This is a genomic window from Pseudomonas sp. BIGb0381 (assembly GCF_024809815.1).
Lineage (GTDB): Bacteria > Pseudomonadota > Gammaproteobacteria > Pseudomonadales > Pseudomonadaceae > Aquipseudomonas.
Window position 1 is genome coordinate 533,884 of the sequence record NZ_JANUEN010000003.1, and the last position, 23,386, is coordinate 557,269.

Annotated in this window: 23 protein-coding genes; 3 read left to right on the top strand and 20 right to left on the bottom strand. The window is 60.9% G+C overall.

Translation table 11 applies throughout. The annotated features are described in order from the left end of the window. Positions 1–50 precede the first annotated feature (50 nt). From M2397_RS12545 to ccoN (M2397_RS12615), 15 genes are all read right to left on the bottom strand, one after another. Positions 51–734, bottom strand: coding sequence for a sulfite exporter TauE/SafE family protein (locus M2397_RS12545; protein WP_259243401.1), 684 nt, complete (start codon positions 732–734; stop codon positions 51–53). Further along, entirely contained in the window at positions 727–945 is a 219-nt protein-coding gene (gene ccoS, locus M2397_RS12550; protein ID WP_053132914.1) for a cbb3-type cytochrome oxidase assembly protein CcoS, read from the bottom strand. The genes M2397_RS12545 and ccoS overlap by 8 nt, the downstream gene beginning before the upstream one ends. A gap of 22 nt (positions 946–967) precedes the next feature. Then, the gene (locus tag M2397_RS12555; protein WP_184743630.1) at positions 968–3,418 is read right to left on the bottom strand and encodes a heavy metal translocating P-type ATPase; all 2,451 of its coding nucleotides are present in this window, start codon (positions 3,416–3,418) and stop codon (positions 968–970) included. Positions 3,419–3,426: 8 nt separating this feature from the next. Next, positions 3,427–3,966, bottom strand: coding sequence for a FixH family protein (locus M2397_RS12560; protein ID WP_131699653.1), 540 nt, complete (start codon positions 3,964–3,966; stop codon positions 3,427–3,429). Positions 3,967–4,000: 34 nt separating this feature from the next. Then, positions 4,001–5,428 carry a cytochrome c oxidase accessory protein CcoG gene (gene ccoG, locus M2397_RS12565; protein WP_131699652.1) on the bottom strand — a complete coding sequence of 476 codons (1,428 nt, stop codon included), beginning with the start codon at positions 5,426–5,428 and terminating at the stop codon, positions 4,001–4,003. Positions 5,429–5,635: 207 nt separating this feature from the next. Continuing rightward, on the bottom strand, positions 5,636–6,046 hold the full coding sequence (locus tag M2397_RS12570; protein WP_053132925.1) for a type II toxin-antitoxin system VapC family toxin: 411 nt from the start codon (positions 6,044–6,046) through the stop codon (positions 5,636–5,638). Next, on the bottom strand, positions 6,046–6,300 hold the full coding sequence (locus tag M2397_RS12575; protein ID WP_131699651.1) for a type II toxin-antitoxin system Phd/YefM family antitoxin: 255 nt from the start codon (positions 6,298–6,300) through the stop codon (positions 6,046–6,048). Before M2397_RS12575 ends, M2397_RS12570 begins: the two co-directional genes overlap by 1 nt. Before the next feature lie 176 nt (positions 6,301–6,476). Further along, positions 6,477–7,454: a cytochrome-c oxidase, cbb3-type subunit III gene (ccoP, locus tag M2397_RS12580; protein ID WP_065946875.1), complete on the bottom strand. Its 978-nt coding sequence runs from the start codon at positions 7,452–7,454 to the stop codon at positions 6,477–6,479. Further along, the gene (locus M2397_RS12585; protein ID WP_003193169.1) at positions 7,451–7,636 is read right to left on the bottom strand and encodes a CcoQ/FixQ family Cbb3-type cytochrome c oxidase assembly chaperone; all 186 of its coding nucleotides are present in this window, start codon (positions 7,634–7,636) and stop codon (positions 7,451–7,453) included. Before M2397_RS12585 ends, ccoP (M2397_RS12580) begins: the two co-directional genes overlap by 4 nt. Before the next feature lie 6 nt (positions 7,637–7,642). After that, positions 7,643–8,251, bottom strand: coding sequence for a cytochrome-c oxidase, cbb3-type subunit II (gene ccoO, locus M2397_RS12590; RefSeq protein ID WP_003193167.1), 609 nt, complete (start codon positions 8,249–8,251; stop codon positions 7,643–7,645). Then, the gene (gene ccoN / locus M2397_RS12595) at positions 8,251–9,693 is read right to left on the bottom strand and encodes a cytochrome-c oxidase, cbb3-type subunit I (RefSeq protein ID WP_131699650.1); all 1,443 of its coding nucleotides are present in this window, start codon (positions 9,691–9,693) and stop codon (positions 8,251–8,253) included. The genes ccoO (M2397_RS12590) and ccoN (M2397_RS12595) overlap by 1 nt, the downstream gene beginning before the upstream one ends. A 350-nt stretch (positions 9,694–10,043) precedes the next feature. Then, complete coding sequence (gene ccoP, locus M2397_RS12600) at positions 10,044–10,991, bottom strand: cytochrome-c oxidase, cbb3-type subunit III (RefSeq protein ID WP_131699649.1); 948 nt, start codon at positions 10,989–10,991, stop codon at positions 10,044–10,046. Then, entirely contained in the window at positions 10,988–11,188 is a 201-nt protein-coding gene (locus tag M2397_RS12605) for a cbb3-type cytochrome c oxidase subunit 3 (RefSeq protein WP_145337008.1), read from the bottom strand. Before M2397_RS12605 ends, ccoP (M2397_RS12600) begins: the two co-directional genes overlap by 4 nt. A 3-nt stretch (positions 11,189–11,191) precedes the next feature. Then, positions 11,192–11,800, bottom strand: coding sequence for a cytochrome-c oxidase, cbb3-type subunit II (gene ccoO, locus M2397_RS12610; protein ID WP_090400253.1), 609 nt, complete (start codon positions 11,798–11,800; stop codon positions 11,192–11,194). 10 nt (positions 11,801–11,810) lie between these two features. Further along, complete coding sequence (ccoN, locus tag M2397_RS12615; RefSeq protein WP_131699647.1) at positions 11,811–13,235, bottom strand: cytochrome-c oxidase, cbb3-type subunit I; 1,425 nt, start codon at positions 13,233–13,235, stop codon at positions 11,811–11,813. A gap of 79 nt (positions 13,236–13,314) precedes the next feature. Here ccoN (M2397_RS12615) and M2397_RS12620 point away from each other — a divergent pair, with 79 nt between their 5' ends. Next, entirely contained in the window at positions 13,315–14,007 is a 693-nt protein-coding gene (locus tag M2397_RS12620) for an alpha/beta family hydrolase (RefSeq protein ID WP_145337007.1), read from the top strand. A 93-nt stretch (positions 14,008–14,100) separates the two neighbouring features. Here the strand turns inward: M2397_RS12620 and M2397_RS12625 are convergent, their stop codons facing one another. Both M2397_RS12625 and M2397_RS12630 read right to left on the bottom strand, forming a co-directional pair. Further along, entirely contained in the window at positions 14,101–15,666 is a 1,566-nt protein-coding gene (locus tag M2397_RS12625) for a PAS domain-containing methyl-accepting chemotaxis protein (protein WP_145337006.1), read from the bottom strand. 103 nt (positions 15,667–15,769) lie between these two features. Next, complete coding sequence (locus M2397_RS12630; protein WP_131699644.1) at positions 15,770–16,561, bottom strand: CPBP family intramembrane glutamic endopeptidase; 792 nt, start codon at positions 16,559–16,561, stop codon at positions 15,770–15,772. A gap of 424 nt (positions 16,562–16,985) precedes the next feature. Here M2397_RS12630 and M2397_RS12635 point away from each other — a divergent pair, with 424 nt between their 5' ends. After that, complete coding sequence (locus M2397_RS12635; RefSeq protein ID WP_184743624.1) at positions 16,986–17,846, top strand: DMT family transporter; 861 nt, start codon at positions 16,986–16,988, stop codon at positions 17,844–17,846. 29 nt (positions 17,847–17,875) lie between these two features. Here M2397_RS12635 and M2397_RS12640 read toward each other — a convergent pair whose 3' ends face one another. Together M2397_RS12640 and M2397_RS12645 are read right to left on the bottom strand one after the other, a co-directional pair. Then, on the bottom strand, positions 17,876–18,760 hold the full coding sequence (locus tag M2397_RS12640; protein WP_131698658.1) for a DMT family transporter: 885 nt from the start codon (positions 18,758–18,760) through the stop codon (positions 17,876–17,878). Positions 18,761–18,812: 52 nt separating this feature from the next. Next, positions 18,813–20,438: a methyl-accepting chemotaxis protein gene (locus M2397_RS12645; RefSeq protein ID WP_131698657.1), complete on the bottom strand. Its 1,626-nt coding sequence runs from the start codon at positions 20,436–20,438 to the stop codon at positions 18,813–18,815. Between the two features lie 387 nt (positions 20,439–20,825). Here M2397_RS12645 and aceK point away from each other — a divergent pair, with 387 nt between their 5' ends. Then, entirely contained in the window at positions 20,826–22,547 is a 1,722-nt protein-coding gene (gene aceK, locus M2397_RS12650; RefSeq protein WP_131698656.1) for a bifunctional isocitrate dehydrogenase kinase/phosphatase, read from the top strand. A 131-nt stretch (positions 22,548–22,678) separates the two neighbouring features. Here the strand turns inward: aceK and M2397_RS12655 are convergent, their stop codons facing one another. Further along, a complete protein-coding gene (locus M2397_RS12655; RefSeq protein ID WP_131698655.1) occupies positions 22,679–23,089 on the bottom strand; it encodes a hypothetical protein in 411 nt (136 codons plus the stop codon). Positions 23,090–23,386 lie beyond the last annotated feature (297 nt).

Genomic DNA, 23,386 nt, shown 5'->3' on the forward strand with positions numbered 1-23,386 from the left:
TGGCATCTTGATTTGCGTCAACGGGGAGCGGCGCTATGCCACATGGCCTTTTAGTGGCCCATTAGCCAGTGCTGATGCGGACCTGGTAGGGTCCAGATACCGAAAATAATCACCAGCAGGCCACCGGCCATACGCACGCTGCGCTTGCGCAATAACGCGGTCACGCGTTCGGCCGCCAACCCGGTCGCCAACAGTACCGGCCAGGTGCCTAAGCCAAAAGCCAACATCAGCAACGCACTGTCGAGCGCATTACCCTGGCTGGCGGCCCACAGCAGGGTGCTGTACACCAGCCCGCACGGCAACCAGCCCCACAGCGCGCCCAGCAGCAGCGCGCGGGGCAGGCTGGACACCGGCAGCAAACGGTTGGCGACGGGCTGTATGTAGTGCCACAGGCCGCGCCCGAGGCTTTCGATACGGGTGAGGCCGCTCCACCAACCGGCCAGGTACAGCCCCATGCAGATCAACAGCAACCCGGCGAGCACGCGCATGAACAGGGCCGCCGGGCTGTTGGCCACGGCCCAGCCCGCCAGGCCGATCAATAACCCCGCAGTGGCATAGCTGAGGATACGTCCCAGGTTGTACGCCAGCAGCAGGCGGAATCGGCGGCTGCGTTGTTCCTTGGGAATCGCCAGGGTCAGCGCGCCCATCAGCCCGCCGCACATGCCCAGGCAATGGCCGCCGCCCAGCAGGCCCAGGATCAGCGCAGAGACCAGCAGCGGCGCCAGCTCAAGCATGGGGTGGGTCTTTGGGCGTGGGCGGTTGCTCGGGGCCGTTGGCTTCGTCGACGGCCGCGAGGTGGTTCGGGTCCTGGTCGTCGAACAGCACGCTGTGGGCCGGGCCGTCGAGGTCGTCGTACTGGCCGCTGTCCACGGCCCAGAAGAAGATGTAGATGGCCACGCCCACTAACAGCAGCGCCGCCGGAATCATCACGTATAAAGCTGGCATCTGCACTCCATGCCCGCGCGGCTCAAGCCGGCAGCGGGCGGGTTACCAAAGGGGCGCTTGTGGCCTGCGCACTCGGCACGCGAGTCAGGCGCAGGGCGTTGAGCACCACGGTCAACGAACTGAGGGACATGCCGATCGCCGCCCAGATCGGGGTGATCCAACCGAGGGCGGCAAACGGCAGCATAAGGCCATTGTACAGCCCGGCCCACAGCAGGTTTTCAATGATCACCCGGCGGGTGCGTCGTGCCAGGGTAAAGGCCTGTACCAGCGCGTCGAGGCGGTTGGACAGCAGCACCGCATCGGCGCTGGTCTTGGCCAGGTCGGTGGCCGAGCCCATGGCCACGCTGATATCGGCGGCGGCCAGCACCGGAACATCGTTGACGCCGTCGCCGAGCATCAGCACTTTGCGGCCTTCCTTGTGCAACTGTTGCAGCACGTGCAGCTTGTCGTCGGGGCGCAGGCCGCCGTGGGCTTCATCGATGCCCAGTTCAGCGGCGACGCTGGCGACCATCGGCGAACTGTCCCCCGACAGCAGCAGCGTACGCCAACCGCGCGCCTTGCAGGCGGCCAGCAGGGCAGGGGCATCGCTGCGCAGGCGGTCGTCGAGGACGAACCAGGCCAGGGCGCCATCGCCGTCGCCCAGCAGCAGCCATTGGCCGTCATCCTCCGGAGAGGCAGGAATCGGGCAACCACTGAGTGCGCAGACAAACCCCGGCTGGCCGATGCGCAACTGGCGTGTGCCGACACGTCCTTCCAGGCCGAGGCCGGGGGAGCTGAGCACCTCGTCAGCGGCCAGCGGCGCACGGCCGAAGGCGCGGGCAATCGGGTGTTCGGAGCGGTTTTCCAGGGCGGCGGCGAGGCCCAGGCACTCGTCGCTGTTCAGTGCGGTCAGGGGCCTGATCGCTTTCAGCGCCAGGCGGCCTTCGGTGAGGGTGCCGGTCTTGTCGAAAATCACCGTGTCGATCTGGTTCAGGCCTTCGAGCACATGGCCACGGGTCAGCAATAGCCCGAGCTTGTGCAGGGTGCCGGTGGCGGCGGTGAGGGCGGTCGGCGTGGCCAGGGACAACGCACACGGGCAGGTCGCGACCAGCATCGCCAGTACAATCCAGAACGCCCGCGATGAATCCAGCTCCCACCACAGCAGGCCAATCACTGCCGCGGCAATCAGCGAACACAACAGGAACCACTGCGCGGCGCGGTCGGCGATCTGCGCCAGGCGCGGCTTCTCGGCCTGGGCCCGTTCCAGCAGGCGCACGATGGCGGACAGGCGGGTCTCGTGGCCCAAGGCGCGCACTTCGACGGTCAGCGCGCCTTCGACGTTCAGCGTGCCGGCGGTGACGGCGTCGCCGGTTTGGCGCGGTAGCGGCAGGTACTCACCGGTGAGCAGCGACTCATCGATGCTGGACCGGCCATCGAGGATCACCCCATCTGCCGGCAGCACCGCGCCCGGATGCACCAGCACGCGGTCGCCCAGTGCCAGTTCGCTCAAAAGAATACGTTCGCTCTGGCCGTCACCTTTGAGGCGCAGGCATGAGGCGGGCAGCAGGTTGACCAACTGCGCGGTGGCGGCGGCCGTGCGCTCCCGGGCACGGCGCTCCAGGTAGCGACCGGCCAGCAGGAACAGCGCAAACATGCCCACCGCATCGAAATACAACTCGCCCACGCCGGTGATCGCGGTCCAGATGCCGGCCAGATAAGCCCCGCCGATGGCCAGGGACACCGACACGTCCATGGTCAGGTGACGCGTACGCACGTCGCGCATGGCGCCCTTGAAGAACGGCGCACAGCTGTAGAACACGATGGGCGTTGTCAGAAACATCGCCACCCAGCGCAGGATCACATGCAGTTCGGGGCTCAGGTCGATATTGAATTCCGGCCAGGTGGCCATGGTCGCCATCATCGCCTGGAACCACAGCAGCCCGGCGACCCCCAGTTGGCGCAGGGCCAGGCGGTTTTCGCTGGCCAGTTGTTCGGCCGCACGGTCGGCTTGATACGGGTGCGCGGCGTAGCCGATATGGCGCAGTTCACTGAGCACCTGGCTCAACGGCAATTGCCCGTCGGCCCAGCGCACCTGCAGGCGATGGTTGGACAGGTTCAGCCGCGCCTCGGCCACGGCGGGCAGGCTGCGCAGGTGTTTTTCGATCAGCCAGCCACAGGCGGCGCAACTGATGCCTTCCATCAACAGGGTGGTTTCGGCGAGGTCGCCTTCGTGGTGCACGAAGGGTTTTTGCACGTCGGCGCGGTCATACAGCGCCAGTTCGTCCACCAGTTGCACCGGCAGCGTCTCGGGGTTGGCCGAGGCTTCGCTGCGGTGCTGGTAATAGCTTTCCAGCCCACCGGCCACAATCGCTTCGGCCACGGCCTGGCAGCCGGGGCAGCACAGCTCGCGGCGCTCGCCGAGGATCACGGCGGTGAACCGACTGCCGGACGGGACGGGCAGGGCGCAGTGGTAGCAGGGGGTTGGGCTGGTCATGGGCGCTGCTATTTTTTCAGGTCTTCAGCACCCTGCAACGGTTCATCACCCAGCAGCAAGTCCTTGTCGTGGCTGACTTCTTCTTCCTCGAACAGGCGCCAGGTCTTGTCGCCTTCCACGCCCAGCAATTCCACGAAGCGACGGCCTTCGACCTTGTCGGTGACCTGGCCGATGTAGCGGCCCGGTTCGCTGTCGCTGCGGGTCAGGTTGATCTTGCGATCCTTCTCTGGCTGGGTCGGGGAAATAAGGTTCAGTTCCAGGGTGTTCGGGTTGCTGTAGCCGGTGAGTTGCAACTCGACTTCACCGGTCAGCTCATCCAGGTGCAGCTTGGCGCGCAGTTGCAGGGTCTGGGCCAGCCGTTCGCGGTCCAGGGAGCGGTTGATGCCTTTGCCGGCCTCGTAGTAGTTGTCGTTAACCAGGTTGTCCGGGTTGTTCACCGCGATGGTCACCATGGACAAGGTCAAGGTCACCGAGCAGGCCAGAATCCCAATGATGATCCAGGGCCAGAGGTGCTTGTACCAAGGGCTTGCGGCAGTGGCTTGGGGCATTGTTCTGCTCTCTATTAACGAAGCTTTCTATTTATTAACGAACCTGGGGGCCGATGAATCGGCTCTTGGCTTCAATATGGATGCTGGTGTCATCGGCATCCTTGAGGATGAACGTCACCTCGTTGGTACTCGACGGCAGTTGCTCGGGCGAACTCGACAGTTCCACCGGCATGCTGACGATGTCGCCGGCCGCCACTTTGATTTCACGTCGGCCTTGCAGCTTGAGGTCCGGCAGGCCGGCTGCGTCGAGCACGTAGGTGTGGTCGCGCTGGTCCTTGTTCATGATCTTCAGGCTGTAGACGTTTTCGATGCGCCCTTCGGCGTTTTCGCGGTACAGCACGCGGTCCTTGCTCACGTCGAAGCCCACCAGCGAACGCATGAAGAACGCCCCGGCCAACAGGCTCATCATCGTCAGCAACACCAAGGCATAACCGATCAGGCGTGGGCGCAACTTGTGGGTTTTCTGCCCTGACAGGTTGTGCTCGGTGGTGTAGCTGATCAGGCCGCGCGGGTACTCCATCTTGTCCATGATGTTATCGCAGGCGTCGATACAGGCGGCGCAACCGATGCACTCGATTTGCAGGCCGTCGCGGATGTCGATACCGGTGGGGCATACCTGTACGCACATCGTACAGTCGATGCAGTCGCCCAGGCCCTGGGCCTTGTAATCGGCACCTTTTTTACGCGGGCCACGCACTTCGCCACGGCGTGGATCGTAGGAGACGATCAGGGTGTCCTTGTCGAACATCACGCTCTGGAAGCGTGCGTACGGGCACATGTAGATGCACACCTGTTCGCGCAGCCAGCCGGCGTTGCCATAGGTGGCGAGGGTGAAGAAGCCGACCCAGAAATACGACCAGCCATCGGCCTGGCCGGTGAAGAAGTCGAACACCAACTCGCGGATCGGCGAGAAGTAGCCGACGAAGGTCATGCCGGTGGCAAAGCCGATCAGCAGCCACAGCGTGTGCTTGCTGAATTTGCGCAGGAACTTGTTGGCTCCCATCGGCGCCTTGTCCAGCTTGATGCGCTGGTTGCGATCACCTTCGGTGACCTTCTCGCACCACATGAAGATCCACGTCCACACGCTTTGCGGGCAGGTATAACCGCACCACACGCGGCCCGCGTACACGGTGATAAAGAACAGGCCAAACGCCGAGACGATCAGGATGCCCGAGAGCAGGATGAAATCCTGGGGCCAGAAGGTCGCGCCAAAAATAAAGAATTTACGTTCCGGCAGGTTCCACCATACCGCCTGGTGGCCACCCCAGTTCAGCCACACCGTGCCGAAGTAGAGCAGGAACAGGCCGGCGCCGCCGAGCATGCGCAGGTTGCGGAACAGGCCGGTGAAGGCACGGGTGTAGATTTTCTCTCGCGACGCGTAGAGGTCGACGCTCTTACCTTCAGGGCTATTCGAGATTTTGGCAGGCGGGGTAACGTCATGTACCGGTATCTGGTTGGTCATCATTGCATCCCACGGCGGTGGAGATTTGCCTCGGCCAGTACGTGCCAACCGGGGTCAAATTAAGGGTGTTGCAGTGGCGTAATGATACGCCCCCGCTGGCGCTCAAAGGGTGCGACCTTTGGTCGCATTGGGGGAAATCAATTGATGGTGTACGTGATCTGGATCAATTGACTTGTGAAGTATGGACGGTTTTCGTGGGGGAGGCGGTCATTCGTCCCAAGGATTGATCAGTGGAACACCGCTGGATTTGAAGTCGCTGACGTTGCGCGTGACAACCGTGAGCCCATGCACCAGCGCGGTCGCGGCAATTAATGCATCACTTTCATTGGCTCGGTCCGGCACATGCAAGTGTGCGCAACGCAACGCGACTGCAGCATCGACGGGTAGGATTCTGGCATCAAAGGCCGGCATCACATGACGCTTGAGCCAGGTTCGCAACACCTTCCCCTGAGCCGGGTCTCGCCGCTCAATGCGCAAGACCCCGGTTTCCAATTCTTTAAGGGTGATTGCCGAGATAAACATACGCGGTGCGATGACACTTTTGGCCCAGGCGACCACGTTCGCATCAGCCTGGGGTTTACGCAGTTCAGAGATTACGTTGGTGTCGAGTAGATACATCAAGAGAGGTCCACGGGTCGATGAGTGATCACGGCACGTTCGGTTTCAAAGTCGATATCGGCCGCTTCCGGCATCACCAGCAGGTCAACGATGTTGGCATTGAGACCTGCCAGCTTTTGGTAGTCCTCAATGCTTAGCAGTACATGGGCAGGCTTGCCGCGATCGGTGATAAAAACCGGGCCTTGGCGAGCGGCTTTTTTGGCACCGCTTGTGTCTTGATTGAATTCGCGGCTGGAAATGGTGGTGAAAGTCATGGTGCGCCTCCCCTGGAGTGGGCTGAATGTAGTTACGTTACTACTTCACCTTTGCTAGCCACAAGCTTAAAGCTACAAGCGGTCAACGTGCTTTTCCCATGCGAGCTGTCGCTGCATTGGAAACGAAAAAGCCCCGCCAGCTTTCGCTGGGCGGGGCTCTTTTGTTTCCGAGAGCCTTACTGCTCGTCAGCCTTCTTATCCCCATGGGACAAGCTGTAAACATACGCCGCGAGCAAGTGCACCTTGTCGTTGCCTTGCAGTTGTTCCTGCGCAGGCATCTGGCCCTGGCGACCCCAACGGATAGTCTGTTGGAGTTGGGCGAAGCTCGAACCGTAGATGAATGCACCCGGGTGGGTCAGGTCTGGCGCGCCCATGGCGGGAGTGCCTTTGCCGGCCGGGCCGTGGCAAGCCACGCAGTTGGCGGCGAAGAGTTTTTCGCCGTTGGCTACATCAGCCTTGACGCCTTCCGGCAGCTTGCGGCCGTCGAGGTTGGTGACGACGAACGCGGCAACGTCGCTGACGCCTTGCTCCTTGAGGATGTCCAGCCAGGCCGGCATGACAGCATGGCGACCTTTCATGATGGTTTCCTTGATGGTGGCAGGCTCGCCACCCCAGCGCCAATCGGCGTCGGTCAAGTTGGGGAAACCGTAGGCGCCCTTGGCGTCGGAGCCGTGGCACACCGAGCAGTTGGAGGCGAACAGGCGGCCACCCATCTTCAAGGCTTGCGGGTCCTTGGCGACGTCTTCAATCGGCATCGACGCAAATTTGGCGAAGATCGGCCCGAACTTGGCGTCCGACCTGGCCATTTCCTTTTCCCATTCGTGCACGCCGGTCCAGCCGGTCTGGCCGTTGGCGAACGGGGTTTGCTTGTCGTTGTCGAGGTAGTTGTAGCCCGGCAGCAGTCCCTTCCAATTGCCCAGGCCGGGGTAGAGCACCAGGTAGCCAAGGGCAAAGATGATGGTGCCGACGAACAGCATGAACCACCATTTGGGCAGCGGGTTGTCGTACTCCTCGATGCCGTCGAACGAGTGGCCGACGGTCTCGTCGGTCTGCTCGGCGCGCTGGCCCTTGCGGGTCGACAGCAGCAGCCAGGTCAAGGCGAAGATGGTACCCAGGCTCAGGACTGTGACGTACAGACTCCAGAACGTAGTCATTCTTTGTTACTCCTAGAAGCTTGCTCGACGTGCTTGATGGCTTCGGGATCATCCGCAAAGGGCAACATGGTCGCGTCGTCAAACTCCGACTTGCGCCGGGGACTGAACACCCACAGCGCCAGGCCAATAAAGGCCACCATCACCACAACGGTGCCCAGGCCTCGAATCATCCCGATATCCATGAAGAATCACCGTTTGCTTTTGATGATGGTGCCCAGGCCTTGCAGGTAGGCCACCAATGCGTCCATTTCGGTCTTGCCCTTCACGGCTGCGGCTGCACCGGCGATGTCTTCGTCGGTGTAGGGCACGCCCAGGGTGCGCAAGACTTCCATCTTCTTCGCGGTGTCCTTGCCGTCGAGCTTGTTTTCCACGAGGAACGGGTACGCCGGCATTTTCGACTCAGGCACCACGTTGCGCGGGTTGTACAGGTGCGCACGCTGCCAGTCATCGGAGTAACGCCCGCCAACACGCGCCAGGTCCGGGCCGGTGCGCTTGGAACCCCACAGGAACGGGTGGTCCCACACGCTTTCACCGGCGACCGAGTAGTGGCCGTAGCGTTCGGTTTCGGCGCGGAACGGGCGGATCATCTGCGAGTGGCAGCCGACACAACCGTTGGCGATGTAGACGTCGCGGCCTTCCAGTTCAAGGGCAGTGCGCGGCTTCATGCCTTCGACCGGCTTGTTGGTCACGTCCTGGAAAAACAGCGGAACGATCTGGGTCAGGCCGCCGATGCTCACGGCGATGACCATGAAGAAGGCCAGCAGGCCGATATTCTTCTCGACTACTTCATGCTTCATCAGTGGGCTCCCACAACGGCGATCTTGGCGGCGGCTTCGGCTTCTGCCGGGTCCGAGGCACGCACGGTGCGCCAGACGTTGTAGGCCATTAACAGCATGCCGCTGGCAAAGAACGCACCACCAATGGCGCGGACGATGAAGCCAGGGTGGCTGGCTTGCAGCGCTTCGACAAAGGAGTAGGTGAGGGTGCCGTCATCGTTGATTGCACGCCACATCAGGCCCTGGGTGATGCCGTTAACCCACATCGAGGCGATGTAGAGCACGGTACCGATAGTGGCCAGCCAGAAGTGCGCGTTGATCAGCCCGACGCTGTGCATCTGCACGCGGCCGAACAGTTTGGGGATCATGTGGTACAGCGCGCCGATGGAGATCATCGCTACCCAGCCGAGGGCGCCGGCGTGTACGTGGCCGATGGTCCAGTCGGTGTAGTGGGACAGCGAGTTGACGGTCTTGATCGCCATCATCGGCCCTTCGAAGGTCGACATGCCGTAGAACGCCAGGGACACCACGAGGAAGCGCAGGATCGGATCGGTGCGCAGCTTATGCCAGGCCCCCGACAGCGTCATCATGCCGTTGATCATGCCGCCCCAGCTCGGGGCCAGCAGGATGATCGACATCGCCATGCCCAGGGACTGCGCCCAGTCCGGCAGCGCGGTGTAGTGCAGGTGGTGAGGACCGGCCCAGATGTAGAGGGTGATCAGCGCCCAGAAGTGCACGATGGACAGGCGGTAGGAGTAAATAGGACGTTCGGCCTGTTTCGGCACGAAGTAGTACATCATCCCCAGGAAACCGGTGGTGAGGAAGAAACCCACCGCGTTGTGGCCGTACCACCACTGGATCATCGCGTCCGTTGCCCCGGCGTAGGCCGAGTAGGACTTGAACAGGCTGACCGGCAACGAGGCATGGTTGACGATGTGCAGCATCGCCGTCACCAGGATGAAGGCACCGTAGAACCAGTTACCCACGTAGATGTGCTTGGTGTTGCGCTTGACGATGGTGCCGAAGAACACCACCGCGTAGGTCACCCAGACGATGGCGAGCAAAATCGCGATCGGCCATTCCAGCTCGGCGTACTCCTTGGTGGTGGTGTAGCCCAGCGGCAAGGTGACGATGGCGCCGACGATGACCGCTTGCCAACCCCAGAAGGTGAAGGCTGCAAGGCTGTCGGAGATGAGTCGCGTCTGGCAGGTTCGCTGCACGACATAGTAGGAGGTGGCAAACAATGCACATCCGCCGAAGGCGAAAATCACCAGGTTGGTGTGCAGCGGGCGCAGGCGGCCGAAGGTTGTCCATGGCAAGCCGAAATTCAATTCCGGCCAAACCAGTTGCGAGGCGATGAACACCCCGAGCCCCATGCCAAGGATCCCCCAGACCACCGTCATGATGGCGAACTGGCGGACTACCTTATAGTTATAAGCAGTCGGACTGATTGCTGTGCTCATTCTAAGGTTCCACGGTTTAGGTTTTTTTATAGGTAAAATTCGGCCGCAAGTATGTAGAAAGCAAGGGGCCATTGCAACGCAAGGCTGACCTGTGTCAATGCGTTCCACGCCAGATTCTGCGCCCTTTCCATGTTTGGCGTAAGGATAAAATCCGAAATCGAAAGCTGATCAAGTGGACAGGAAATTTTGGGGTTCGCAACGACTGTCGTCGCGTACGCCAGGATCGGTCCGCTGTGCAAGCAAGCGTAGACCCGAATGGCAGGAGGGGAAAGGTGTGCTTTGGAAGGGTGCGACACTTGGTCGCGTAGCGCGGTAGAGCTGCCGCCCCAAATTGGGGCGGCAGTCAGGTGTTACTGAGCGGGGCTTTCTGGCGTTGCACCATCAGCGTTATGGGACAGGCTGTAAACGTAGGCGGCGAGCAGGTGCACTTTGTCATTGCCCTGCAGCGCTTCCTGCGCTGGCATCTGGCCTTGGCGGCCGTGGCGAATGGTCTGCTGCAACTGCGCGAGGCTGGTGCCGTAGATGTAACCGGCAGGCAGGGTCAGGTTCGGCGCGCCCATGGCTTCCATGCCGTGGCCTTGTGGACCGTGGCAGGCCACGCAGGTGGTGTTGAACGCGGCTTGGCCGGCAGCCAGGTCGGCAGTGCTGTCGGCCGGCAATGGCAACTTGGCGATATCGTGACGCACATAGGCCGCGACGTTTTTCACGCCCTCGTCGCCCAGTATCTCACCCCAGGCCGGCATCGCCGCGTGGCGACCGTTCATGATGGTGGTCTTGATCGCTTCGGCCGAACCGCCCCAACGCCAGATGTTGTCAGCCAGGTTTGGAAAGCCGAATGCGCCCTTGGCATCCGAGCCGTGGCACACCGCGCAGTTGGAGGCGAACAGGCGGCCGCCCATTTTCAGCGCTTGAGGGTCTTTGGCGACTTCTGCCACGGGCATGGCTGAGAATTTGGCGAAGATCGGCCCGAACTTGGTGTCGGCCTTGGCCATCTCCTTGTCCCACTCCTTGGCCGATGTCCAGCCGTTTTCATAGCCCGGCAACACGCCTTTCCAGTTGCCCAGGCCCGGGTAGAGGATCAGGTAGCCGACGGCAAACACCAGGGTGCCGGCGAACAACATGAACCACCACTGGGGCAGGGGGTTGTCGTATTCCTCGATACCGTCGAAGGCGTGGCCCATGGTCTGGTCGACACTGCCCTTGGTCTCGCCCTTGCGGGTGGCGAACAACAGCCAGGTCAGGCCGATCAGGCTGCCGATGGTCAGTACGCAGATCCATGTACTCCAGAAGGTAGTCATGGCCGGTTGCTCCTTGTTGCAGGCTCTTGGTGAGCGTCGGATGGCGAAGGTTCATCGGCGAAGGGCAGCAGGCGCGCTTCCTCGAATTCCGCGTTGCGCCGGTTGTTGAATACCCACAGCGACAGGCCGATAAAGGCGATGGCGACCACCAGCGTGCCGAGGCCGCGGATGGTGCCCGCATCGAATTCAAATCCCATGGCTCACCTCTTGCTCTTGATGGCAGTGCCGAGTACTTGCAGGTACGAAACCAGCGCGTCCATTTCGGTCTTGCCCTTGAGGCTGGCCACGGCGGCACTGATGTCGTCGTCGGTGTACGGCACGCCGAGGGTGCGCATCACTTTCAACTTGGTCTCGGTGTGGCTGTTGTCGACCGCAGCCGTGACCAACCATGGGTAGGCCGGCATTTTCGACTCAGGCACTACGTTGCGCGGGTTGTACAAGTGCGCGCGGTGCCAGTCGTCCGAGTAGCGTGCGCCGACGCGTGCCAGGTCTGGCCCGGTACGCTTGGAGCCCCACAGGAACGGGTGGTCCCACACGCTTTCACCGGCGACCGAGTAGTGGCCGTAGCGCTCGGTCTCGGCGCGGAACGGACGGATCATCTGCGAGTGGCACTGTACGCAGCCTTCACGGATGTAGATGTCGCGGCCTTCCAGTTGCAGCGCGGTGTAGGGCTTCATGCCTTCGACCGGCTTGTTGGTCACGTCCTGGAAGAACAGCGGGACGATCTGGGTCAGGCCGCCGATGCTCACGGCGAGCACCATGAGCAGCATCAGCAGGCCGACGTTTTTTTCAATCGTTTCGTGTTTCATCACTGACTCCTCAGGCCATCTGCGCGACAGGGGCGGCTTCGACAGGTTGTGCCGAGCGCACGGTGCGCCATGTGTTGTAAGCCATCAGCAACATGCCGCTGAGGAACACCGCACCGCCCACCAACCGCACGATGAAGCCTGGGTGGCTGGCCACCAGGGTTTCGACGAAGGAGTAGGTCAAGGTGCCGTCGTCGTTGATCGCACGCCACATCAGGCCCTGGGCGATGCCGTTGACCCACATCGAAGCGATGTAGAGCACGGTGCCGATGGTGGCCAGCCAGAAGTGCGCGTTGATCAGGCCGAGGCTGTACATCTGCTCGCGACCGAAGACTTTCGGGATCATGTGGTACAGCGCGCCGATGGAGATCATCGCTACCCAGCCGAGGGCGCCGGCGTGTACGTGGCCGATGGTCCAGTCGGTGTAGTGGGACAGCGAGTTGACGGTCTTGATCGCCATCATCGGCCCTTCGAAGGTCGACATGCCGTAGAACGCCAGGGACACCACGAGGAAGCGCAGGATCGGGTCGCTGCGCAACTTATGCCAGGCGCCCGACAGGGTCATCATGCCGTTGATCATGCCGCCCCAGCTCGGAGCCAGCAGTACCAGCGACATCACCATGCCCAGCGACTGTGCCCAGTCCGGCAGCGCGGTGTAGTGCAGGTGGTGAGGACCGGCCCAGATGTACAGGGTGATCAGTGCCCAGAAGTGCACGATGGACAGGCGATAGGAATACACCGGACGCTCGGCCTGTTTCGGCACGAAGTAGTACATCATCCCGAGGAAACCGGCGGTGAGGAAAAAGCCTACCGCGTTATGTCCATACCACCACTGCACCATGGCATCTGTCGCACCGCCATACAGCGAGTAGGACTTGGTCAGGCTGACCGGGATTTCCAGGTTGTTGACGATATGCAGGATCGCCACGGTGATGATGAACGCACCGAAGAACCAGTTACCGACGTAGATGTGCTTGGTGGTGCGCTTGGCCACGGTGCCAAAGAACACAATGGCGTAGGCCACCCAGACGATGGTGATCAGGATATCGATCGGCCATTCCAGCTCGGCGTATTCCTTGGAGCTGGTGTAACCCAGCGGCAAGGTGATTGCGGCCAAAAGAATGACCAACTGCCAGCCCCAGAAGCAGAACGCGGCGATTTTCGGCGCGAACAGCTGGGTTTGGCAGGTACGCTGCACCGAGTAGAAGGAGCTGGCGAACAGCGCACAGCCACCGAACGCGAAGATCACCGCGTTGGTGTGCAGTGGGCGCAGGCGGCCGAAGCTGGTCCAGGGCAAGTCGAAGTTGAGCGCGGGCCAAACCAATTGGGCGGCGAGAAAAACCCCGAGCCCCATGCCGACGATGCCCCACACCACCGTCATAATGGCGAATTGGCGGACCACCTTGTAGTTATAGGCGGTACTTAAAGTAGTGTTCATGGTTCCCCATCCACGGTTCAACCCAAGCAGATGCGGCACTTGGGCTGGAGTTATAGGCAGACTGAATAGCGAGGCAAGCATGGGCAAAGAGCACAAGGCCAGTATTGACGGGGATCAATGGGCGCAGTGTGTGCGGGAACATGGCTGGCTTTGGGATGTCGCGTCGGGCGCTGCTTCGGGTGATTGCGTGACGCTGATCCTTGCCCATGGCGCCGGCGCACCGATGGACTCATCCTTCATGAACGACATGACTGCACGCCTTGCCGGGCATGGCGTCAACGTGTTGCGCTTCGAGTTTCCCTACATGGCTCAACGTCGATTGGACGGCGGTAAACGCCCGCCCAACCCGGCGCCGAAACTGTTGGAGGCGTGGCGCGGGGTGTATGCCGAGGTGCGACGTCATGTCGCTGGGAAACTGGCCATTGGCGGCAAGTCCATGGGTGGGCGCATGGCGAGTCTGTTGGCGGATGAATTGGCGGCAGATGGGCTGGTGTGCCTGGGGTATCCGTTCTATGCAGTGGGGAAACCGGAGAAACCCCGGGTCGAGCACCTGGCCGGGCTGAACACGCCGACGCTGATTGTGCAGGGCGAGCGCGATGCCTTGGGTAATCGGGTGGCGGTGGAAGGCTATGATTTGTCGCCGAGCATCGAGGTGATGTGGCTGGAGGCGGGGGATCATGACTTGAAGCCGTTGAAGGCTTCGGGGTTTACGCATGAGCAGCATTTGGAGGCTGCGGCCGTGCAAGTGGCTGAGTTTCTCAGCGCCTGTTAGGGCCAATCTGGAGCAAGCCCCCTCCCACATTCGACCGCATTCCAAGGGATGTACGCGGTTAACTGTGGGAGGGGGCTTGCTCCCGATAGCGGTCTACCGGTTGAAACGCTCGACCAACGAATACTGGGTATTCGCCGTATGCGTCAGCTCTTCACTCAACTGCGCCGAGTTCATCGCCTGCTCCGAAGTCTGATCCGCCAACAGCGCAATGGTGCTGATATTACGGCTGATCTCTTCGGCTACCGAGCTTTGCTCTTCGGTGGCGGCTGCAATCTGGGTGGTCATGTCGGTGATATGTGCCACCGCTTCACTGATGCCCACCAACGCCTGATCCGCCTCCATCACCCGCGCCACACCTTCTTCGGCCTGGCGATGCCCGGCATCCATGGTTTGCACGGCGGCGGCAGCGGTTTGCTGCAGCTTGGCGATCAGGGCATGGATCTGCCCGGTCGACTCAGTGGTGCGCTGCGCCAGTTGGCGGACTTCATCGGCGACCACCGCAAAACCACGGCCCATCTCTCCGGCACGCGCCGCTTCAATGGCGGCGTTGAGCGCCAGCAGGTTGGTTTGGTCGGCAATGCCTTTGATCACGTCGACTACGCCGCCGATCTCATCACTGTCCTTGGCCAGTTGGGTGACGGTCACGCCGGTCTCGCCCACGGCCACCGACAGACGCTGAATCGCCTCGCGGGTTTCCCCGGCAATAGAGCGACCGCGACCGGTCAGGCGATTGGCTTCCTGGGTAGCATCGGCGGTGCGCTGCACATGGCTGGCCACTTCCTGGGTGGTCGCCGCCATCTGGTTGACCGCAGTGGCCACCTGTTCGGTTTCCACGCGCTGGCGTTCCAGGCCGCTGGAGCTGTTATGCGCCAGGGTGTTGGACTGCGCCGCTTGGTCGTTGAGGTGCTCGGCAGTGTCCTGCAAACGCGTCAGGCAGGTCTTCAGACGCGCCTCCTGGCTGAGGATCGACATCTCCAGGCGTGCCTGGGCGCCACGGCTGTCGGTGTACATCTGTGCGATCAACGGGTCGGACGTGGTCTGCTCGGCCAGACGCAGCAAGCGCTTGAGACCGCGCTGTTGCCAACTCAGGCCCAGCAGCCCCAATGGCACCGACAACCCCGCCGCCAGGGCAAAGCCCCAGTGGGAGTTGAGCGACGCACCGATCATGAAGCTTAACTGGCTGATCAGGATAAACGGCACCCAGTCCTGCAACACCGGCAACCACTTGTCCCGCTGGGGAACGGCCGACTTGCCCTGGTTGATGCGTTGGTAGAGCGCCTCGGCACGGCGGATCTGCTCGGCAGTGGGCTTGATGCGCACCGATTCGTAGCCGACCACCTGATTGCCTTCAAAGACCGGCGTCACATAGGCGTTAACCCAGTAGTGATCGCCCGTCTTGCAACGGTTCTTAACGATGCCCATCCATGGCAAGCCTTGTTTGAGCGTGGTCCACATATGCCCGAACACGGCCGCTGGCACGTCCGGGTGACGGACCAGATTGTGCGGCGCACGCACCAGTTCGTCGCGAGAGAACCCACTGATTTCAACGAAAGCGTCGTTGCAGTAGGTGATCACGCCTTTGGCATCTGTGGTGGAGATCAACCGTTGCTGAGCGGGGAAGGTACGTTCGCGCTGGGTAACGGGTTGGTTATTACGCATGATTGTTCAATCCGCAAGGCTTTCAATGGGTATCGGCGGTAACGGGGGTTTATTTAACTTATTTTTGCAACAATCGGCGGGTTGCTCGTTTCTGGAGGTGGTGTCAACCCGCTAGCATCGGATAGGTAAACAACCCGAAGTGAAGCAGATTCAAGCCAAAGTGCGTGGCAATCGCCGCACCCAGCCCGCCAAACCGATAAGCCAGGCCATAACCGACCCCGGCGATGCTTGCCAGCAGCACCCAATGCCACCCCGCGCCCACGTGCACCAGCCCGAACAGCAGCGACGCCAGCAGCAGCGCGAGGTTTTCGCCGTAGGGCAACTGTTTGAAGCGCCGGCTCAAGCCGCCTTGAATGTAGCCACGGAACAGCGCTTCTTCCACCAGGGTCACCAGCAGCAGGTTATTGAGCACCCACAGCCAGGCCTGGTCCGGCCATTTCGGTGCCCAACTGATCACGCCCAGCAAGGCTGCGCCACCCAGAGCGATGATGGCGGTCAGCGCCAGCGCCAACGCGGTGACGCAGATCGACAAGCGCAACGAACGCCGCGCCACAATCCACGGGCAGGCCAGCAACAACCAAAAGCCAATCAACGGCTTGTCCTGGTTCAGGTACATCGAGAACGGCACGGCATCAGGCGTGAGGCGCTGCGGGTCAATGCCGCGTCCGTTGTAGAACCCCGGCAACCAGTGCATTGCCAGGCTCAGGGCCAGTACGATAAACAGCCCGTGGCCGAGGTTGCGTGCCCACGGCGTGCGTTGCTGGCGTACGGCATAGCCGGCGATCAACAGCAGGGCGATGGACACCAGCGCCAGCACGCCCAGTTGCCCGTAGGCCAAGGCCAGCACATAGCCGATGGAAAGCAGCGTCAGGTACAGCCAGGGCAATGCGAGCATGGGGATTCCTTGGGAAAAAACGGTCGACATTATAGCGACGGCCCGCGCGCCGGAACGTGAAAACGCCTCCACGCAACAGGGTTTGGGCAAGTGATTGCAAAACATGTCTTCGGCTGGTTATAGTCCTCACGTCGTTATCCCTTCAAAAAGATCAGCACATGCCAGCTTCCCTGCGCATAGCGGTAGTCGATTCAGCGGTCAACGCTGTGGTCGTGCCGTGCGCGAACAAGCAGCCTGCGCAGATCAGTCACTACCCCCCACCTGTCAGTAGCACCCCGGTGTACGCAGTCGTATCACCGCCGGGTGTTGGCATTCCGGGCTGATCAGCGCGTTGCTGTTCCCGCTGTGCCTGCCTGAAAAAAACTACTGAATTTCAGCATCTGCTGCTGAATCGGCTTTTTTTGCCTGATTACAGGTGGTATCCATGTCCGTTCTTTCGAAACACTCCGTGGCCGCGGCGGCCTCGACGAGCCTGTTTGTCCTGCTGTGGAGCAGCGGGGCGATCTTCTCCAAACTGGGCCTGGCCCATGCGTCACCCTTCGCGTTTCTGTTGATCCGCTTTGCCGTCGCCCTTGCAGGCTTGGTGGTGCTGGTGCCGATCCTCAAGCTGAAACTGCCGCGTCCCGGCAAGCCCATGCTGTACGCGGCGGCAACCGGATTGGTGTTGTTGGGGGCCTATCAGATTTTCTATCTGCTGGCCCTGGACCTCAACGTCACCCCCGGCGTCATGGCGACCATCATGGGGGTGCAGCCGATCCTCACCGTGGTGCTGATGGAGCGCCAGCGTTCCTGGCGTCGCATGTTCGGCCTGAGTCTGGGCTTGGCCGGGCTGATCATGGTGGTCTACCAAGGCATCGGGCTGTCGGGCATGTCCCTGGCCGGGATGCTGTTCGGGCTGTTGGCCCTGGCAAGCATGACCTTCGGCTCGATCATGCAAAAGCGCATCACCGACAACCCCCTCGGCACCCTGCCGGTGCAGTACCTGGCGGGGCTGTTGTTGTGTTCGGTGTTTGTGCCGTTCCAGCCGTTCCATGTTGAACACAACGCCGGCTTTTACCTGCCGGTGCTGTGGATGGGCCTGGTGGTGTCGGTACTGGCAACGCTGTTGCTGTACCGTCTGATCGCCAGGGGCAACCTGGTGAATGTCACCAGCCTCTTCTACCTGGTGCCGGCGGTGACGGCGGTGATGGATTACCTGATCTTCGGCAACCGGCTGGCGGTGCTTAGCCTGTTGGGGATGGGCTTGATCATCATTGGGCTGGTCTTCGTGTTCCGCAAAAACTGACCCCCCCGTAGGCGCCGGCCAGCCGGTGCCTACGGTTTTCGAGGCCGCAATACCAGCCACAACGCCCCGGCAATCAACATGCCGCCATATAAATGCGCCATTGATAATGGTTCGTCGAGCAACAGCGCCCCCCACAACACCCCAAACGGCGGGATCAGGAAGGTGGTGGTCATCGATCTCACCGGTCCGATAGCGGTGAGCAGTCGGAAGTACAAAACATAAGCAAACGCCGTACACACCAGCCCCAACCCCAGCAACGACAGCCACACCTGCCACCCACCCCAGCTCGCGGGCGGATGGCTGATCGCGCTGTAGGCAAACAACGGCAGCAGAAACAGCGTCGCGCCCAGCATGCTGCCCAGGGCCGCGAGACGACTGTCCAGCCCGCCACGCTGGTCCAGCCAGCGCCGCGCGAGGAAACCGGCAAAGCCATAGCAGGTGGTGGCCAACAGGCAGGCCAGTGCGCCCATCAATAATTCCAGGTCAAACGCCACCGGCCCCGCGCGAGTCAGCACGCCCACGCCGAACAGGCCCAGGCACACCCCGGCGATTTTCGACGCGGTGAGGCGCTCACTGAAAAACAGCCCGCCAATCAACACCCCCATCAACGGCGTGGTGGCATTGAAGATCGCCGAGTAACCCGCCGGCAGCACCTGGGCCGCCACCGAATACATGGTCGCCGGGATCCCCGAGTTGATCACCCCCAGCAATAGCACGGTCTTGAACTTGCCCTGGAAATCCCAGCGCACCCGCATCACCGCCAGCATCACCAGCAAGCCTGCGGCGGCAATCGATACGCGGAAAAATGCGGTCGGCACCGTGCCGATTTCCGGCGCGATGATGCGCATGAACAGAAAGCTCGCGCCCCAGATGGCGGCGAGCCCCAGCAGGTAAAGGGTGTCAACAGGCCTCACGGAACGCTCCTACATCAATAAGGCGGCGAGTGTTGCACGCCGCTTTCACTGATTACAGAACAAACCGCGTCACCAGCCCATTGAGGTCCACCGCCAGCCGCGACAGTTCCTGGCTGGCGGCCGAGGTCTGGGTGGCGCCAGCGGCGGTCTGGGTGGAGAGGTCGCGGATGTTCACCAGGCTGCGGTCCACATCACGCGCTACCAGTGCCTGTTGCTCGGCGGCGCTGGCTATCACCAGGTTGCGCTGGCTGATCTGCGAGATGGCGGCGGTGATTTTCTCCAGGGCGCTGCCGGCGCCGTTGGCCCGTTGCAGGGTCTGGCCGGCGTGCTCGGCACTGCTGTTCAACGCTGTGACCGTATCCTGGGTGCCTTGCTGGATACCGGTGATCATCTGCTCGATTTCTTCGGTGGAGTCCTGGGTGCGCTGTGCCAGCGAACGCACCTCGTCGGCGACTACCGCGAACCCACGCCCGGCTTCACCGGCACGCGCCGCTTCAATCGCTGCGTTGAGCGCCAGCAGGTTGGTTTGCCCGGCAATGCCGCGAATCACTTCCAGCACCTTGCTGATGTCCTGGGCTTGCAGCGCCAGGCCTTCGGCCTTGTTGGAGGCGCCGAGCACTTCGTCCACCAGGTTCTGGATCGAGTTGATGGTTTCGCTGATCTGGTAGTGGCCGTGCTTGCTGTCTTCATCGGAAGCCTGGGACGCCTCGGCACTGGACACCGCATTGCCCGCGACCTGGTCCACCGCCGTGCTCATCTCGGTCACGGCGGTGGCAGCCTGCTCGATTTCATCATTCTGCGCCTGCAGGCCGCGCGTGCTTTGTTCCATCACCGAGCTCATTTCTTCGGCGGCGGAAGCCAGTTGCTGCGCCGATTCGCTGATGCCACGGATGGTGGTCTGCAGCTGCACTTGCATGGTCGCCAAGGCGGTCAGCAATTGCGCGGGTTCGTCATGGCCGCGCACCACAATCGGCTGGCTCAAGTCGCCGGCGGCGATGGTGCGAGCCACCTTCAGGGCCTGGCCGATCGGCGCGGTGATGCTGCGGGTCAGCAGCCAGGCCAGCAGTAAGGTGGTGATCAGGGCGACGGCGATAATCAGGCCGACAATCCACTGTGCGCTCGAATACATCCGTGCGGCCGAATCAGCCGCTGCTTCGACGCCGTTCTGGTTAAAGACGATCAGTTTTTCCAGGCTCTGGCTCAAGATCGTGCCCTGAGGGGCGAGGCGGCTGACGAGCAGGTCGAGGGCGTCTTGCTGTTGATCCTTGTCCACCAGCGCGACCATCTGCCCGACGATGGCCAGGTACGTTGCGACATTGCTCTTGAGGGTTTTCAGCAGATCGCGCTCTTCGTCATTGCTCAGCAAGGTTTCATGGCGATCGAGCAGGGCTTGCAGTTCGTTGCTGGTACGGCTGATCAGGCCTCTGCTGGTGTCACGCACGCGAGATTCGTCGGTGCTCACCAGGCGCAGGGATTCCAGGCGGATGGTGGCCACCAAGGCTGCGCTGTCGTGGATATTCTCGATGCTCGGCATCCACGACTGTTCAATGACCAGCGCGCTTTCGCGCAGCTTGGCCATCTGGCCCAGGCCAAACATTCCCACAATCACCAGCAAGCTGGCCAAAACCCCAAAACTCAGGCCGGCACGCAGACCGATCCTCATATTCCTCAATGACATCTCAATGCTCCTTGGGCGATTAGAACCTGCTCCCGGATCGGTCTTCGGACCTTGTTAGGGTGGGAGAGGGCGCGCTGTATATCAAAGTGCCATTAAGGTGGTAATCGGGGTTTCCCTTAGTTGGATCCAAAGCCCTGCGGAGGGTGCGCCCCCGTGCTGGCTGGCGGTTTCCCGCCTCTACCGGCCAGGCCACGATAGTAAAGGCGTGTGGATAAAACGCGCCGTGACTGTAAGGGGCGTTTATTGACCAGATGGTCGAATTAAAAAATTGAAAATAAATGTACGAAATGAACAGAACCGTACAAGTCAGTGCAAAAAATGACCCTTCTCCTGCCTTCGTACACTGGCTAAGCTCAGGGCTTCCAGATACCCGTAGAGGTTTCCCGCATGTCGACATCCACGCCCGCCCTCGCTATCGCCCGCACGATCCTCGAAGGCTTCGACGATTACCGCGAGCACTTTCGCCAGATCACCGATGGCGCCCGCGAGCGTTTCGAAAAGGCCCAGTGGCAGCAGGGGCAAGCGGCCTCGGCGGCGCGGATCAACCTGTATGAAGACAAGGTCGGCGAAGTGACCACGCGCCTGCGTGGGAATTTCGAGGGCGGCACATTGTTCGACATTGATCTATGGCCGCTGGTGAAAAGCGCCTACATCGGCCTGATCGACCTGCGTTTTGACGATGAGCTGTCCGAGACCTGGTACAACTCGATCTTCTGCGGCCTGTTCAGCCATGACCTGATCAGCGACGGCTGCATGTTCATCCACACCACTCGGCCGAGCCTGCGCCGGGCACGGGCGGCACAAACCCGGATCTACGCGCCTGCCGGCCAGGTTCCCGAAATGCTCGCGCAGATTTTTGCGGACTATCGTTTCAGCGAGCCCTACGCCGATCTGGCGGCCGACCTGGGGCGCCTCGAAATCCAACTGCGGGAAAACCTGCCGGACTGGGTGTGCAAGGATCCGGACCTCAAGGTCGAGCTGTTTTCCTCGGTGCTCTACCGCAACAAAGGCGCCTACCTCGTAGGGCGCATCTACACCCGCGACGAGCAATGGCCCCTGGTGATTCCGCTGCTGCACCGCGAAGGGCAGGGCATCCAGATCGATGCGTTGATCACCGACGAGGCGGAGGTGTCGATCATCTTTTCGTTCACCCGTTCCTACTTCATGGTCGACGTGCCGGTGCCGGCGGAATTCGTCGGCTTTCTCAAACGCATCCTGCCGGGCAAGCACATCGCCGAGCTGTACACCTCGATTGGTTTCTACAAGCACGGCAAATCGGAGTTTTACCGCGCGCTTATCAACCACCTGGCCACCACCGACGATCAATTCATCATGGCCCCCGGCGTACGTGGCATGGTCATGAGTGTGTTCACCCTGCCGGGCTTCAACACCGTGTTCAAGATCATCAAGGACCGATTTTCACCGTCGAAAAACGTCAACCGCGCCACGGTGATCGAGAAGTACCGCCTGGTCAAAAGCGTCGATCGCGTCGGGCGCATGGCCGATACCCAGGAGTTTGCCGACTTCCGCTTTCCCCTGAGCAAGTTCGAGCCCGAGTGCCTGGCTGAATTGTTGGACGTCGCTGCCGGCACCGTCGAAGTGGAAGGCGACACCGTGCTGATTCGCCACTGCTGGACCGAACGGCGCATGACCCCGCTGAACCTCTACCTGGAAAACGCCAACCCCGCCCAGGTGCGTGAAGCCCTGGAAGACTACGGCCTGGCGATCAAGCAACTGGCGGCGGCGAATATCTTCCCCGGCGACATGCTGCTGAAGAACTTCGGCGTTACCCGCCATGGGCGCGTAGTGTTTTATGACTATGACGAAATCTGCTTTCTCACCGAGGCCAACTTTCGCCACATCCCCGCGCCGCGTACCCCCGAGGACGAAATGGCGTCCGAGCCCTGGTACTCCATCGGCCCGCTGGATGTATTCCCGGAAGAATTCCCGCCGTTTCTGTTCGCCGATGCCGGCCAGCGCAAGTTGTTCGATCAACTGCACGGCGAGCTGTACAACGCCGATTACTGGAAAGGCCTGCAGGATACGATTCGGGCGGGAAAGGTGATTGATGTGTTTCCGTATCGGCGCAGGTGGGGAGAAGTGTCTTGAACCGCTCAGTCACTGTGGTTTAGCACACCCTGGAGTGTGCCTACTGAAAAAAACTACTGGCAATTATAAAAGTGCCAGTAGTTCAAGGTGATGCAGGTTATAAGTCGATATGTCTAATGGTTCGGTTGAGTTTACTTCAGGAATGGCATGTCTTTGTTAGTTTCCAGTATCCTGTCACTCCAGTTAGTCAAACGGTTCCTGTCTGTTTCGTTGGGCGAACTCCTCTGGCCTTTAGCCGTTGCCTGGTAGAGGTCATTCATCGATTCTTTATACGTTTTGTCGATATTCTTGGTTGAATATCCTTTGTCCTGCAATTCAATTTTTCTCTGTAGCAAACCTATAGGCTTGTCAACGTAACTTTGACCGAATTTGGACGTGGGGAAGTCGGTGGGGAGACTTTTTAAAGTTTCAATGGTTTTCCACGAGCTGGAGGAAGACGCCGATGCACCTTGTGGCATGCTGTCGGGCGTACGTTGGTGCTTTTCCGCAAATGAATGTCCATAGCCTCCGACACGAGAGGAAGACATGCGATCTATAGGCATAAAAACTCCGATGAATACTGTTGTTGATGATTGATAAACAGCGCGCCGAATATAATTTCGATATTACATCAGCGCATCAGTGAGTTCTCACAAAAGTGCGAGATGCTTCTTTATTCCTCTGGTGAAATAGTTTTCTATGTTTTTTAATGGCGTATTCAAGTATCGAATGGAAAAAGACGCGTCTTCTTGGCTTTTCTTTTGTTAAAGGTTACTCATGAAGCGCATTCCTCGATTGGCCTGGCTTGTAGTGTGGTAGTTCGCGATTCGATTGGCTGTCAGGTTGGTGGCTGGCGCGGA

Excerpts from the sequence above, each read along its gene's own strand:
- aceK (WP_131698656.1), top strand. The coding sequence starts at position 20,826 with ATGTCGACATCCACGCCCGCCCTCGCTATCGCCCGCACGATCCTCGAA.
- ccoG (WP_131699652.1), bottom strand. The coding sequence starts at position 5,428 with ATGACCAACCAGATACCGGTACATGACGTTACCCCGCCTGCCAAAATC.
- ccoO (WP_090400253.1), bottom strand. The coding sequence starts at position 11,800 with ATGAAACACGAAACGATTGAAAAAAACGTCGGCCTGCTGATGCTGCTC.
- ccoS (WP_053132914.1), bottom strand. The coding sequence starts at position 945 with ATGCCAGCTTTATACGTGATGATTCCGGCGGCGCTGCTGTTAGTGGGC.
- M2397_RS12620 (WP_145337007.1), top strand. The coding sequence starts at position 13,315 with ATGGGCAAAGAGCACAAGGCCAGTATTGACGGGGATCAATGGGCGCAG.
- ccoP (WP_131699649.1), bottom strand. The coding sequence starts at position 10,991 with ATGACTACCTTCTGGAGTACATGGATCTGCGTACTGACCATCGGCAGC.
- M2397_RS12585 (WP_003193169.1), bottom strand. The coding sequence starts at position 7,636 with ATGGATATCGGGATGATTCGAGGCCTGGGCACCGTTGTGGTGATGGTG.
- M2397_RS12545 (WP_259243401.1), bottom strand. The coding sequence starts at position 734 with ATGCTTGAGCTGGCGCCGCTGCTGGTCTCTGCGCTGATCCTGGGCCTG.
- M2397_RS12605 (WP_145337008.1), bottom strand. The coding sequence starts at position 11,188 with ATGGGATTTGAATTCGATGCGGGCACCATCCGCGGCCTCGGCACGCTG.
- M2397_RS12560 (WP_131699653.1), bottom strand. The coding sequence starts at position 3,966 with ATGCCCCAAGCCACTGCCGCAAGCCCTTGGTACAAGCACCTCTGGCCC.
- ccoN (WP_131699647.1), bottom strand. The coding sequence starts at position 13,235 with ATGAACACTACTTTAAGTACCGCCTATAACTACAAGGTGGTCCGCCAA.
- ccoN (WP_131699650.1), bottom strand. The coding sequence starts at position 9,693 with ATGAGCACAGCAATCAGTCCGACTGCTTATAACTATAAGGTAGTCCGC.
- M2397_RS12655 (WP_131698655.1), bottom strand. The coding sequence starts at position 23,089 with ATGCCTATAGATCGCATGTCTTCCTCTCGTGTCGGAGGCTATGGACAT.
- ccoO (WP_003193167.1), bottom strand. The coding sequence starts at position 8,251 with ATGAAGCATGAAGTAGTCGAGAAGAATATCGGCCTGCTGGCCTTCTTC.
- M2397_RS12630 (WP_131699644.1), bottom strand. The coding sequence starts at position 16,561 with ATGCTCGCATTGCCCTGGCTGTACCTGACGCTGCTTTCCATCGGCTAT.
- M2397_RS12625 (WP_145337006.1), bottom strand. The coding sequence starts at position 15,666 with ATGCGTAATAACCAACCCGTTACCCAGCGCGAACGTACCTTCCCCGCT.
- M2397_RS12555 (WP_184743630.1), bottom strand. The coding sequence starts at position 3,418 with ATGACCAGCCCAACCCCCTGCTACCACTGCGCCCTGCCCGTCCCGTCC.
- M2397_RS12575 (WP_131699651.1), bottom strand. The coding sequence starts at position 6,300 with ATGACTTTCACCACCATTTCCAGCCGCGAATTCAATCAAGACACAAGC.
- ccoP (WP_065946875.1), bottom strand. The coding sequence starts at position 7,454 with ATGACTACGTTCTGGAGTCTGTACGTCACAGTCCTGAGCCTGGGTACC.
- M2397_RS12570 (WP_053132925.1), bottom strand. The coding sequence starts at position 6,046 with ATGTATCTACTCGACACCAACGTAATCTCTGAACTGCGTAAACCCCAG.
- M2397_RS12645 (WP_131698657.1), bottom strand. The coding sequence starts at position 20,438 with ATGTCATTGAGGAATATGAGGATCGGTCTGCGTGCCGGCCTGAGTTTT.
- M2397_RS12635 (WP_184743624.1), top strand. The coding sequence starts at position 16,986 with ATGTCCGTTCTTTCGAAACACTCCGTGGCCGCGGCGGCCTCGACGAGC.